The following is a 12,910-nucleotide window of genomic DNA, read 5'->3' on the forward strand; positions in this document are numbered from 1 at the left end:
CTGACCGCCTAGTGTCCTGAGTCGTTGATTCGCTGGCAGTAGGCGGCGAGGGTCTCGAGGATCTCGTCGGCGGTCTTGGCCCAGACGAACGGCTTCGGGTCCTTGTTCCAGGCGTTGATCCATCGGCGGATGTCGGCTTCGAGTTCGACGACCGAGCGGTGCGTCGATCGGCGCAGCTTGCGGGTGGTCAGCTCCGCGAACCAGCGCTCGACCAGGTTCATCCACGACGCCGAGGTCGGGGTGAAGTGCAGGTGGAAGCGGGGGTGGCGCAGCAGCCAGTTCTTCACCGCCGGGGTCTTGTGGGTGGCGTAGTTGTCCAGGACCAGGTGCAGGTCGTAGCCCTTCGGGACCGAGGAGTCGATCAGCTTGAGGAAGCGCAGGAACTCCTGGTGACGGTGCCGCCGGAAGGTCTGCGCGATCACCGACCCGGACGTCGGGTCGAGCGCGGCGAACAGGCTGGTCGTGCCATGGCGGACGTAGTCGTGGGTCATCCGCTGCGGGGTACCCGGCATCAGGGGCAGCACCGGTGCCGTGCGATCCAAAGCTTGCACCTGCGACTTTTCGTCGACGCAGAGCACGATCGCCTTCTCCGGCGGGTCGAGGTAGACCCCGACCACGTCACGGACCTTGTCCACGAACAGCGGGTCGGTGGACAGCTTCCACGTCTCGACCAGATGCGGCTTCAACCCGAACGCCCGCCACATCCGTGACACCGTCGACTGCGACAGCCCACTGGCCCTCGCCATCGACCGCGATGTCCAATGGGTATCGCCGTTCGGTGGCTTCTCCTCCAACGTCCTCGCGATCACCGCCTCGACCTGGGCGTCGGTGACCTTCCGAGGCGCTCCCGGACGTGCCTCGTCTGACAGGCCCTCCAGCCGGTCGACCGCGAACCGCTCCCGCCATTTCGCGACCGTTCCCCGGGTGATCCCGAGCTCGGCCGCGACCCCCGAGTTCGTCCCACCGTCCGCGCAGGCCAGCACGATCCGCGAGCGCAACGCCAGCGCCTGCGCGGTCTTCCGCCGTCGGGCCCAGCCCTCCAGCACCGCACGCTCAGCAGACGACAACTCGATGGGATCCGCGCTCGGGCCAGGCACCAGCCCATTCTATCTGCACACGAATCAACGACTCAGGACACTAGGTGTGCTGCCCCGGGGGCGATGCCTCCGGGGCCGGGTGGCTGGTGTCCGTGTCGCGGGAGGCCTGCCGGCGCAGGCGGCGTCGGGTCCGGGCGTTGTCCGGGGGCGGCGCCGCGGGGGCGGTGGCAGCCGGTGCGGCTGACGTTGCCGATTCCGCCGCTGCCGTGGCCGGGCGTGCGACGGCCGGGTCCGGTGTGACCAGCGGTGGGGCTGTCGGGCTGGGCACCATCGGGTACGCCGGCTCCGCCGCGTCCCTGCCGTTGTCCGAGCTCCCGTCGTCCATGCTCTCGGCGGCGCCCGGTTGTTGTCCCGCCAGGGCATCCGCCACCTCCGGGGCTGTGCCCGGCCCCGGGTGGGCCGCCTCGTACTCCTTGCGTGAGCCGCAGACGCTCGCCCGGCTGCACGCGCATCGCCCGCCACCGGCGTCCAGCCTGACCATGACCTGGTCACGCGGTATGTCGTGGGAGACGACCCGCCCGTCGCCGTCGGGTGTGCTCACCCGGGCGCCCACGGCCGGGACCTTGGCCTTGAACTGTTCATACAGTGGATGTTCGTAGCGCAGACAGCACATCAGCCGGCCACAGGCACCGCTTATCTTCATGGGGTTGAGGGGGAGATCCTGGTCCTTGGCCATCCGGATGCTGACCGGCTCGAAGTCCGTGAGAAAGGTGGCGCAGCACAGGTCACGCCCACAGGAGCCGATTCCTCCCTGGATGCGCGCGCTGTCCCGGGCGGAGAGCTGACGCAGGTCTATCCGGGCCGCGAGGGTACGGGCGAGGTCGCGTACCAGGCCTCGGAAGTCGACCCGGTGGTCGGCGGTGAAATAGATCGTGAACATGTTCTCGGCCCAGATGTGGTCGACACCCACGACCTTCATGGGCAGCTCGTGTTCACGGATCAGACGCTTTGCCGCGACACGCGCCTGCGCCCGACGCCGCCGGGAGGTCGCGTACCGTTCGATGTCGGCCGTCTGCGCCATTCCCGCCAGGACCGGCAGCCCGCCGATGTCATCGCTGACCCACTGCGGTGCCCACATGCATTCGGCGACCTCGGGGCCGGCGTCGGTGGGGATGAGAACCTTGTCCCCGACCTTCGGTGAATACGGTCCGGGATCGGCGTAGTAGAGCCGTCCACGTGGCGAAAACGTGACCGCGCACATCATCGGCATGCCGTCCGCACCGTCCTCCCGACCGTCGGCTTCCGGCTGGACCGCTGGCTGCCGGCCGGGTCGCCCTTGTCTGGCCACCAGCCGATCTCCGGCCACGGCCACCGGCCGACGATGCCCGCTCCGCCTGACACGGGCGCCCGCTCCGCCTGACGCGGGCGTGGCCACGGCCGGATGCTGCCGTTGCGTCAGCCTATCCGTCCGAGGCGCGACGATCCGCTGTATGAGCGAGGCGATTCCGCCTGGCCGCCGGTTGACGTCCGCGTCGGGGCCGGTCGACAGCCCGTGGAGCGACAGGGAACCAGGATCACCGGCCGGTGAACCGCGGTGGTCGCCGTTGCCTGAAGGCGGTCACCGCTTCGGCGAGATCGTGGGAGTGGAGGAACGCGGCGTTCTAGGCCCCGACATAGCGCAGCCCGGCTTCGACCTCGGCGAAGCGGGCATTGTCCAGGACGTCCTTGATGCCCTGGGTGACCAGCGGCGGGTTGGCCGCCACCTCGTCGGCGAAGGCGTGCGCGGCGGCGAGCGCGCCGGCCGGGTCAGGCAGCACGTCGTTGATCAGGCCGATCCGTTCGGCGCGGGCGGCGTCTATGTCCCTGCCGGTCAGCGCGAGCTCCCGCAGGTGCCCGTCCCTGATGATGGCGGGCAGGCGCTGCAGGCTGCCCAGGTCGGCGACCGCGCCGACCTTCACCTCCCGGATGCTGAACAGCGCCTCGGCGCTGGCGTACCGGACGTCGCACGCGGCCAGCAGGTCGACCCCGCCGCCGACACACCAGCCGCTGACCGCGGCGACGACCGCCTTCCGGCTGTACGCGACGAGGTCCAGCGCGTCCTGCATGGACCGCAGCCGGTGGAGAAAACCGGTGCGGAACCGGGCCAGGCCGCCGTCGTCGTCGCTCGCGATGTCGCCCAGTTCGGCCAGCAGCGCCAGGTCCAGGCCGTAGCAGAAGTGGTTGCCAGAGCCGGTGAGCACCACCGCCCGCACGGTGTCGTCGACGTCCAGGGCGGTGAACACCCGCGGGAGCTCACGCCAGAAGTCCGCGCCCAGGGTGTTGCCCTTGCCCGGGCCGAGCAGCGTGACCTGGACGACCGCGCCGTGGCGTTCGACACGCAGCGACACCAGCGGCTGTGCCGGCGGTTCGGCGAACAGGTACGGCTCCAGCGGGATCGGCTGTCGCGGCCCGGTCCGCCCACCGCCGGCGTCGCCGGTACGGGTCGTGTCGCCGGTGGGTCGTGCTGGCACCACCGGAGTGGGGTGTGCTGCAGCCAGTGGCGGCGGTGTCGTCGTCCGCGGCGGCTTTCACGTCGAGCCCGTCCGTCGTCATCGGATTCCCTTCTGCTTCGTCAAGGTCTGGACGGCGCCAGGCCGTGCCGGTGGACGTCGCGAACGGACGTCCCATGGTGGCTCGTCATGCGACGGCCGGGTTGTGAGTATCCGAATACTGAGTGGCCGGAAGGCCGGGACACAAACTACTGCCGGGTAGTTACCGGCCTGGCCGGCGGGAAACTCGACAGCCCACCGGAAGGCTCTACCCTCGACAGGGTGAGCGATCTGACGCAGTCCACCAGCCGGCCAGCCCTCCAGGACGCCGGCGAGGGATCCGACATCGGCGAGGGAGCCGAAGTCGCCGGCACTGTTGCCGGTGGTGCCACCGGCGGCATCGTGCCCGCCACCCCCGGCGGTGCGGTCGTGGCCACCGGGGCGAAGGCGGTGGGCGCGTTCGCCGTCGGAGCGCTGGCCCTCGGCGCGACAGCGCTGGGCGCCCTCGCCGTGGGCGCGCTCGCGATCGGACGGCTGGCGGTCCGACGGGCGCGGGTGGGCAGCATCCAGATCGCGACGCTCGACGTCGAGCACCTCCGCGTGCGACGGCTGGAGATCGCCGACAGCGAAGGTCAGCGGTAGAGGACCGCGCTGGAAGCGCTAACGAGTCCCGGCGACTGCGCGAGATAGTTCATCGACGAACCTGACCGCAGACTGAGATCAAGCGTTGCCGCCACGCAGGCGTTGTACGAGTTCACCACCAGCCGCCCCTGTACCCGGATCGTCGACCCGGCCACATCGGTCAGATAGAGATCGGCTATGCAGCCGAGATCCGGGTAGGACGCCCGGCCCACGTTCTCCCCGATGTCACCGTCGGTAAGAGCGATCTTCACCGTGTACGGGGTCGAGCCGGGCTGGCTGACTGTCCCGGACCATGAGCCCGGGAATCCGACCGGCATGTCGTAGCTCTTCGGCGCCGGTGCCGCTGGTGGTGGCGCGTCCGCGCCGGGGCGTCCGGCGGCCGGCGCCTGGCCCTGGGGGCCGGCCGCGTCCGCCGGGCCGATGCCGTCTGAGCCGGTACCGTCCGAACCGGTACCGGCGGCTGCCTGCGCGATGGAGGGCGCCTCCGGCGGCGGGGCGGACGTTGCCGCCAGCGCCAGGCTCTGCGTCGGCGGGGCCGTGGTGGAGCCGGCTGCCTGTGTCGTGGTGGCGCTGTGTGACGTCGTCGCCGGGCGCGCGCTGACGGTCGCCTCGCTGTCGTCACCGACAGCCCACAACAGGACGCCGGTACCCACGGTCAGTAACGCGACCGCGGCGACGGCGGCGAGGACGGCCGCGGGAAGGCGCCGGTGTCCGCCCGGTCGTGCCGGCCTGCCCAGGGCGCCCGTCGGCCACGGGCCGGACAGCCGCCCGCCGGGCTGCGGTGAGACGGACGCGCCCGCCTGCGCGGAGTATGCGGACGCCGTACCGTCCAGCGACCGTACGTGGGCTACAGCGGTGGGCGCCTGACTGACGTCCGGGGCCGCCGGCGGCGGGGTGTTCCAGGGATGATCGGCGGGCGGCGCGGCCCCGGGTACCGCGGTGCCACCTGCCACGAAGGCGCCCCTCACAGCGCCGCCCGGCACAGCGCCGCCCGGTCTGGACACGGCAGGCGCGACCACGGGCTGGAAGCCGGACGCCGCCAGCCCGGCCAGCGCCCGCTCGGCCGCGTCCGCCGTCGGACGCCACGCCGGCGCCTTGGCGAGCATGCCGGCGATCACGTCCCACAGCGCCGGTGGCAGGCCGGGTATGGGCTGCGGCGCGTCCTCCATGTGGGCGCGCAGGAGCGCGACCGGGTGCGGAGCGGAGAACGGCGGCTGGCCGGCGAGGAGTTCGTACAGCATGATGCCCGCGCTGTAGACGTCGGCCGGCGGCCGCGCGTGCTCCCGGTGGGCCAGCTCCGGAGCCATGTACATCGGCGTCCCGATCATCCCGGTGAGGCGGGTCAGGGACGGCCCGTGCGCCAGCCTGGCGATCCCGAAGTCGGTCAGGCGAGCCTGCGGATCGTCGGGATCGGTGATGTCGACGAGCACGTTGGCGGGTTTGAGATCACGGTGGACGACCCCGGCCGCGTGCACGGTGCTCAACGCGCGCAGCACCTGGCAGGTCAGGGCGACCGCTGTGGCCACCGCGAGTGTGCCGCGTTCGCGCAGGTAGACCCGTAGATCGACACCGTTGACGAGATCCATCACGATCGCGAGGGTGTCGCCTTCGACGACGAGGTCCCGGACGGTGACCAGGTGCGGGTCGCTGAAGCCGAGCAGCACGGACCGTTCCTGGACGAACCTGGCGACGGCCTCGGGGTCGTCGGCGAGTTCCCCGCGCAGCACCTTCACGGCGACCGGGCGGTCGCCGTCGACGGTGGATCCTCGCCAGACCTGGCCGAACGCGCCGCGGCCGATCGGTTCGTGCAGAACGTAGCCAGAGCCCAGCTTCTGCATGGCAGAAGCCCCCTTCCCCCAGAGAAAACCGTGCCCATCCCATCATCTGGGGACTATCGGGGTCACCTGGGGCCGTCGGGGATGAAACCGATGCTTCACACTATTCCGGGCAGGGCTACCGAGGGCGATAGCAGGCGGCTGCGCTGTCTGGAACACCTGTCTGGAACATCTGTCTGGAACGCCGGGTGGCTGGAGCCCTGCGACACATCCGTCCTGGGCTGTGCCCCGGGCATGCCCCAGTCCGCCGGGAGACGATTCCGCCGGCCCCGGCGGGGCGTGAGCGGTCGGGTGAGGTCCCGCTCCTGCCCCGGCCCCGAGCTCGGGGCCGGGGCAGGAAGTTGCGTCGGGTAGCGGATACCGGGTACCCGGCCGAGGACGCTCGCGGGCAGCGGGCCGGGTCAGTCCGCCTGGCCGTCGCCCCTGGTGGCTTCGTTGTCGTCCGGTTCGGTGGGGAATTCCTCGGCGAGGATGCGATAGAGCGCCCGCCGGGCATCCACGAGGATCTTCTGGGCGGCCTGGACCTGGGCGTCGCTGCCGGTCTGCGCAACCTGCACGACGGCCGCTCCCACGCCGAACGCCAGCGACCGCAGGTCGGTCAGGCCGTGGTTGGCGGCAGCCGCGGCTGTTTCCCAGGGCTTGGGTGCGTCCGCGTGGGCGTCCGTGTAGGCGCGGCCCGCGTCGGTGAGGTGGAACACCCGCTTACCGTCGCTTTCCTCGGCGCGGACGAGCCCTTCGTCGGTGAGCAATTGCAGGACGGGGTAGACCGAGCCGGGACTCGGCCGCCAGGCGCCCTGGCTGCGTTCGGTGAGTTCGTTGATGATCTGGTAGCCGTGCATCGGTGCCTCCGCGAGCAGGGCGAGGACAGCCGTGCGGACGTCGCCGCGTCTGACCTTCGCGCCGCGGCCGCGGCCGCCGGGGAAGAAGCCCCGGGCGCCCGGGCCGAAGCCCGGTCCGGGGAAGCCCGGTCCGGGGAAGCCCGGTCCGGGGAAGCCCGGTCCGGGGAAGCCCGGTCCGAAGGGGACGCCGCCAGGGCCGAACGGAACACCGCCGCCGGGCCCCCCGGGCCCCCCGGGCCCGCCATGCCTACCAGGCCCACCGTGCCTGCCGTATCCACCGTGTCTGCTGTGCTGCCAGCCGCCTCGATCGTCGTCGGCTGCTGCCCGGAGGCGGTCGGAGCCGGGGCTGCCATGCCTGCCGCGGCTCCATGGCCACGATCCAGGAAATTCCGATGCGTACACGATAACCCTCCAGTCGTTGTATCGCGTACGCTCACGATATATCGCGATGCGCCGTTGGGCAAGCCGCCGCGAGCCCCGGCCGCCGGTGCCGGTATCGGTGTGACGTACCGCACGTCGGGAGAGCTGGCTGGTGCGGGTGGTGCCGCCGCCGATGCGACGGCACGACGACCTGCTGACTGCCGATCCGGGAGCACGGACAACAGGGCGGGTTGGGCATTGGCGCTGGGCTCCGCTGACCGGCTGACCGGGGGGCGCGGGTTTCGACGTGTCGGCGCCGTCGCCGGTGGGCGGTGCGGGCGCTCTCGCAGGTCTCACCGGTGCTGTCGATGCGGGCGGCGCTGGCGGTGTCAACAGCGGCCGCCCCTGCCGACGGCGCCGTGCCGGTGTCGGTGCCGGTGCCGGTGAGTCTGCCGATCCCGCGGCCGGGTCGGCGGTCTCCTTCGGGCCGCCGGCGTCCAGGGTGGGCTGCCGGCCGGCACCGTCCCCTGAATAAGCGTTACACGACGCGGGTCGGAATTAAGCATTGCCGGAAAATAATCAGATTCTCAAAGTAGCCGGACGGTTACGCCCTTGTCGGTACGTCCGAGCCGTGCAGAATTCCCGGTCAACTTGTTGACAACCCGGCTTGTAGACTGACATAGTGCATAACATGCCAAGGGATATCGGCATGTCGGTCCGGCGCGCGGTGGACCTCCTCCGCGTCGCCAGTGCCATGTGTTCCGCCTGACCGGCCGTCCTCTTTGATCGGCCATCATGGCCGCAGCGTGTATCCCGCGTCCGTCCCGCCTTTTTCTTCCCGCTGTTCCGACGGGTGGGTGCTGCGCCGGCAGCGCCGCCCTGATTTCCCGTGGCTGTTATTTTCGTGTCGCGTACGACCGTGATATCACAGTTGACTTCAACGGTACGGTCGATCAATGTCGCTTCACCGCCGCCCGGGGCCGTGCCGGCCGCTGATCGGTCCGCAGACAAACCCGAGAGGAATTCGACCTCACCATGCAGCACAGTGTTCGACGTGCCGTTCGACGCCGACCAGGGATGCTGCCAGCAGCCATCGCCCTGGTCGCGACGCTGATTCTGGCGGCCTGTGGGCAGGACGCCGGCGGCGGTGCCGCCCAGGTCGAACAGACCGAACTGCGCTATCAGGGCTCCGTCGGTGCGGTCACGCCGGTCGAGCTTGCCGCGGACCTCGGTTATCTCGGCCCCATAAAGCTCAAGTGGATCGGTAACACGATCAGCGGTCCGCAGGACATCCAGTCGACCGCCACCGGGGACGTCGACTTCGGCTCGGCGTTCAACGGAGCGATCATCAAACTGATCGCCGCGGGCTCACCGATCAAGTCGGTGGTCGGCAGCTACGGAATCGACGACAAAGTCTTCGGCGGTTTCTACGTCCTTGACGGGAGTCCGATCACCTCACCCCGTGATCTGTTCGGGAAAAAAGTCGGGATGAACACGTTGGGTGCGCACTACGAGGCTGTCCTGGACGAGTACCTCAAACGAGGTGGCCTCAGCCAGGACGAGATCAAAAAAGTGATACCGACGGTTGTCCCACCGGTGAACACCGAGCAGTCGCTGCGCGAGAAGCAGATCGACGTCGCGGTATTCAGCGGCATTCTGCGGGACAAGGCGCTGGCCCGAGGCGGGATTCACCCGCTGTTCAGCGACTATGAGCTCTTCGGCCCGTTCTCGGCCGGCAGCTACGTGCTCCGCGAGGACTTCATCAAGAAGAACCCGACGACGACCAGGCAGTTCGTCGAGGGTGTGGGCAAGGCCGTCGAATGGTCCAGGACAACTCCTCTCGACCAGGTCATCGCCCGCTTCAAGGACATCATCGCCAAGCGTGACCGCAAGGAGGACGTGACCGCCATCCAGTACTTCAAGGGATACGGGATCGCCGGCAAGGGCGGGCTCATCGCGGACGCCGACTTCACCCGGTGGACAGACTGGTTGAAAGTGAACGGCCAGTTGAAGAAAGACGTCACCCTGGCCGAACTCTTCACCAATGAATTCAATCCGTTCCGGGCGAACTCCTGACGGAGCCGTTCCCGGGGGACCGGGCTGGCAGCCGGCTCCGGACGCGGGACTCCCGGTGCCGCGCCGTCCCAGCCGTCGCGGCACCGGGAATCATCCTTCACCGACACCGAGAGATGATCGGCAATGAGCACGATAGAATTCAGGAACGTCACGAAGAGGTTCGCCGTCCGCAACCACGGCAACCGCCGCAACGCCGTCAGCGAGTTCACCGCGGTCGACGACGTGAACCTGCGCATCCGCAGCGGTGAGTTCCTGGCCCTGGTCGGCCCCAGCGGCTGTGGGAAGTCCACCCTGCTGGACATCCTCGGTGGGCTGACCGGTGTGAGCGAGGGCCAGGTACTCGTCGACGACAACCCGGTCTCCGGCCCCGGCCTCGACCGGGGGATCGTCTTCCAGCAGTATGCGCTGTTCCCGTGGCGGACCGCCCTCGGCAACGTCGAATTCGGTCTTGAGGCCAAGAAAGTGGCGCGGTCACAACGTTCGGCGCTGGCCCGGCACTATCTCGACCTCGTCGGGCTCAGCGGTTTCGAGCACCGATATCCCCACGAACTGTCGGGCGGTATGAAACAACGGGTGGCGATCGCGCGGAGCCTGGCCTACGACCCGGCGGTCCTGCTGCTCGACGAGCCTTTCGCCGCGTTGGACGCCCAGACCCGGGAAACCCTGCAGGACGAGCTGCTGCGGATCTGGGCCAAGACCGGCAAGACGATTCTCTTCGTCACCCACGGCATCGACGAAGCCGTGTACCTCGGTCAGCGGGTCGCGGTGATGACCTCCCGGCCTGGCCGGATCAAACAGATCGTCGACATCCCCATCACCACCCGCGCGGACGGGAACGACCTGCGTTCCGATCCCGAGTTCGTCCGCTACCGGCACGAGGTCTGGGAACTGCTGCGCGAGGAGGTGGCCAGAGCCCAGCAGACCGAGCGTGACGAACAGGCGGCGGGTGAGCGGGCATCCTTCGACGGCGGGCCGGCCCGCCGTGGTGCGGCTGGCGCGGCACCCGCGCAGGCCGCCGGGCACGAGGAGCACACAGGAACAGCGGGGCGCGCGGGGCAGGCGGCGGCCGCGGGGCAGGCGGAGAGGGAAGTGACCAGCGTTGGCCATCGTTGAGAACACCCGTACCGAGGCCGGAACCCGGCTTTCCGCGTCCGCCGGCTCCCCGGTCGCCGCCTCTCGCCGTAGCTGGCTGCCCAGGGCGGGCCGGATCGCCGGCGGGATCTCCCGCCGGGTGGTGGGCATTCTGATCCTGTTGGCCGCCTGGGAAACGCTCCCGCGGCTCGGCGTGGTCGACCGGGTGTTCCTGCCGCCCTTTTCCGAGGTCGCCGACGAATGGGTGGTACTGCTGCGCGGCGGCGACCTGTGGGAGCACACCTCCGCCAGCCTCACCCGGGCGGCCAGCGGTTTCGCCATCGCCATCGCGATCGCGCTGCCGTTGGGACTACTCATCGGCTGGTTCCGGCTGGCGGCACAGTTCCTCAACCCGGTGCTCGAGGTCTTCCGCAACACCGCTCCGCTGGCCCTGCTGCCGGTGTTCGTGCTGATTTTCGGGCTGGGGGAGACCTCGAAGATCGCCATCATCGTCTATGCCTGCGTCTGGCCCGTGCTGCTGAACACGATCAGTGGTGTCCAGGGTGTGGACCCCCTGCTCGTGAAATCCGCGCGGTCGATGGGGCTGCCATCGGTACGGCTGTTCCAGAAGGTCATTCTTCCGGCTGCCGTGCCGACGATTTTTACGGGCGTCCGGCTGGCCGGGGCCTACGCGATCCTGATACTCGTCGCGGCCGAGCTGGTCGGTGCCCAGGCCGGGCTCGGCTATCTGATCAACTATGCCCAGTCGAACTTCGCGATTCCTGAGATGTACGCGGGAATCATCACGGTCTCGGTTGTCGGCCTCATCATCAACCAGGGCCTGCTCGCTCTGGAACGGCGCTTCACGAGGTGGCGGATCACCTCGAACTCCTAGCGCGCCGTCCGGGCAACGCGGCCGGCATCCGTGGCCGTCCGCGCGGAACATGATCCAGGCGAGTTTGCCGTTGTGTACGCTTTTCATCCCCACCGGCGCACACAACGACAAACTCGTGGCGATCTTCTCCGTTGGCCCGGCCGGAGCAGCCGTTCACCCGTCCGTAGGAACTCGTCCGTGGGAAGAGGGACGTGATGTCTGCCGCTGGCAACCGGAAGTTTCATCTCAACGCGTTTCTGATGAACGCCGGGCACCACGATGCCGCCTGGCGGCATCCCCGGACCCAGCCCGAGCGCGCCACCGACCTGACGTATTTTCAGGAGCTCGCGCGCACGGCCGAGCGAGGCAGGCTCGACTCCCTCTTCCTGGCCGACGGGCTGGCGTTGTGGGGCAAGGTCCGGCACAACGTGCTGGGCGGCTTCGAGCCGATCACCCTGCTCTCCGCGCTGGCCACGGTCACCGAGCACATCGGCCTGATCGCCACCGTCTCGACGACCTACAACGAGCCGTTCCACGTCGCCCGCAAGTTCGCCTCTCTCGACCACATCAGCGGCGGGCGGGCCGGCTGGAACATCGTCACCTCCGGCAGCCTCGACGAGGCCCGCAACTTCGGCCTGGACGAGCACCTTGAACACGGCCTGCGGTACGCCCGGGCCCGGGAGTTCGTCGAGGTCGCCACCAAGCTGTGGGACAGCTGGGAGGACGACGCCCCGATCATCGACCGGGCGGGCGGGATATACGCCGACACCAGCCGGATTCGTCAGATCGGGCACGTCGGCGAGTTCTTCCGCGTCCAGGGGCCGCTGAACGTCCAGCGTTCCCCGCAGGGCTATCCGCTGCTGGTACAGGCGGGCTCGTCCGAGGACGGCAAGGAGTTCGCGGCCCAGTATGCCGAGGCGGTCTTCACCGCCCAGCAGACCCTCGCCGACGGCCAGACCTTCTACAAGGACCTGAAGTCGCGCCTGGCCCGTTACGGGCGCGCGCCCGAGGAGGTGAAGATCCTCCCCGGTATCTGCCCGATCATCGGTGCCACCGAGGCCCGGGCCCGGGAGCTGGAGGAGGAGCTCACGCAGCTCCAGGTCCCCGCGTACGGCCTGGCCCAGCTGTCGAGCATGGTCGGCGTCGACCTCACCGGCCTCCCGCTGGACGGGCCGCTGCCCGACCTGCCCGACGAACGGGACATCAACGGCAACAAGAGCCGGTTCACCCTGGTCGCCGAGCTTGCCCGCCGCGACGGGCTGAACCTCCGGCAGCTGATCGCCAGATTGGGTGGCGGCCGTGGGCACCGGGTCTTCGCCGGCACACCGGAACAGGTCGCCGACCAGCTCGAGGAGTGGTTCACCCAGGACGCGGCCGACGGCTTCAACATCATGCCGCCGTTCCTGCCCGGCGGGCTGACGGACTTCGTCGACCTGGTGGTGCCGATCCTGCAGCGCCGAGGCCTGTTCCGCACCGAGTACACCGGACGCACCCTGCGCGACCACTACGGCCTGCCCCGCCCCACAAACCGCCTGGCCATCCAGGCCTGACCGCCGGGCTGAGCCGAGCCGGCGTCGCCGTCGGGCGGGCGGGGCGGCGCCGGTGGGCGGGGTCGGTGCCCACCGGTTCGCGTCCGGTCGCGGGCTGG

10 protein-coding genes and 1 pseudogene are annotated in these 12,910 nt (G+C 69.6%); 6 read left to right on the plus strand and 5 right to left on the minus strand.

Features of this window, described 5'->3' with window-relative positions; all coding sequences use genetic code 11:
• Positions 1 to 8 precede the first annotated feature (8 nt).
• The 3 genes and pseudogenes from FSYMDG_RS03350 to FSYMDG_RS03360 all read right to left on the minus strand — a co-directional run bounded on the left by FSYMDG_RS03350 (position 9) and on the right by FSYMDG_RS03360 (position 3,466).
• A complete protein-coding gene (locus tag FSYMDG_RS03350) occupies positions 9 to 1,097 on the minus strand; it encodes an IS630 family transposase (protein WP_013871712.1) in 1,089 nt (362 codons plus the stop codon).
• Between the two features lie 40 nt (positions 1,098 to 1,137).
• Positions 1,138 to 2,307: a PSP1 domain-containing protein gene (locus tag FSYMDG_RS03355; protein ID WP_085948583.1), complete on the minus strand. Its 1,170-nt coding sequence runs from the start codon at positions 2,305 to 2,307 to the stop codon at positions 1,138 to 1,140.
• A gap of 304 nt (positions 2,308 to 2,611) precedes the next feature.
• Positions 2,612 to 3,466 (minus strand): annotated as a pseudogene (locus tag FSYMDG_RS03360) (crotonase/enoyl-CoA hydratase family protein).
• A 381-nt stretch (positions 3,467 to 3,847) separates the two neighbouring features.
• Between FSYMDG_RS03360 and FSYMDG_RS03365 the strand changes: the two are divergent.
• Positions 3,848 to 4,207 (plus strand): hypothetical protein, encoded by a 360-nt coding sequence (locus tag FSYMDG_RS03365; RefSeq protein WP_202797667.1) that lies wholly within the window; start codon positions 3,848 to 3,850, stop codon positions 4,205 to 4,207.
• Here the strand turns inward: FSYMDG_RS03365 and FSYMDG_RS22630 are convergent.
• Both FSYMDG_RS22630 and FSYMDG_RS29520 read right to left on the minus strand, forming a co-directional pair.
• Positions 4,198 to 6,045 carry a serine/threonine-protein kinase gene (locus tag FSYMDG_RS22630; protein ID WP_013872190.1) on the minus strand — a complete coding sequence of 616 codons (1,848 nt, stop codon included), beginning with the start codon at positions 6,043 to 6,045 and terminating at the stop codon, positions 4,198 to 4,200. The genes FSYMDG_RS03365 and FSYMDG_RS22630 overlap by 10 nt on opposite strands.
• A 398-nt stretch (positions 6,046 to 6,443) precedes the next feature.
• Complete coding sequence (locus tag FSYMDG_RS29520) at positions 6,444 to 7,598, minus strand: PadR family transcriptional regulator (protein ID WP_347176440.1); 1,155 nt, start codon at positions 7,596 to 7,598, stop codon at positions 6,444 to 6,446.
• A gap of 352 nt (positions 7,599 to 7,950) precedes the next feature.
• Here FSYMDG_RS29520 and FSYMDG_RS29945 point away from each other — a divergent pair, with 352 nt between their 5' ends.
• From FSYMDG_RS29945 to FSYMDG_RS03395, 5 genes are all read left to right on the plus strand, one after another.
• Positions 7,951 to 8,010, plus strand: a complete 60-nt coding sequence (locus FSYMDG_RS29945; protein ID WP_431307069.1) for a putative leader peptide — start codon at positions 7,951 to 7,953, stop codon at positions 8,008 to 8,010.
• Positions 8,011 to 8,318: 308 nt separating this feature from the next.
• Positions 8,319 to 9,317 carry an ABC transporter substrate-binding protein gene (locus tag FSYMDG_RS03380; RefSeq protein ID WP_013872192.1) on the plus strand — a complete coding sequence of 333 codons (999 nt, stop codon included), beginning with the start codon at positions 8,319 to 8,321 and terminating at the stop codon, positions 9,315 to 9,317.
• A 123-nt stretch (positions 9,318 to 9,440) separates the two neighbouring features.
• Entirely contained in the window at positions 9,441 to 10,430 is a 990-nt protein-coding gene (locus FSYMDG_RS03385) for an ABC transporter ATP-binding protein (protein WP_013872193.1), read from the plus strand.
• Entirely contained in the window at positions 10,417 to 11,283 is an 867-nt protein-coding gene (locus tag FSYMDG_RS03390; RefSeq protein WP_013872194.1) for an ABC transporter permease, read from the plus strand. The genes FSYMDG_RS03385 and FSYMDG_RS03390 overlap by 14 nt, the downstream gene beginning before the upstream one ends.
• Before the next feature lie 194 nt (positions 11,284 to 11,477).
• Positions 11,478 to 12,812, plus strand: coding sequence for an LLM class flavin-dependent oxidoreductase (locus FSYMDG_RS03395; RefSeq protein WP_013872195.1), 1,335 nt, complete (start codon positions 11,478 to 11,480; stop codon positions 12,810 to 12,812).
• Positions 12,813 to 12,910: the final 98 nt, after the last annotated feature.

Origin of the sequence: Candidatus Protofrankia datiscae (assembly GCF_000177615.2) — a bacterium.
Classification (GTDB): domain Bacteria; phylum Actinomycetota; class Actinomycetes; order Frankiales; family Frankiaceae; genus Protofrankia; species Protofrankia coriariae.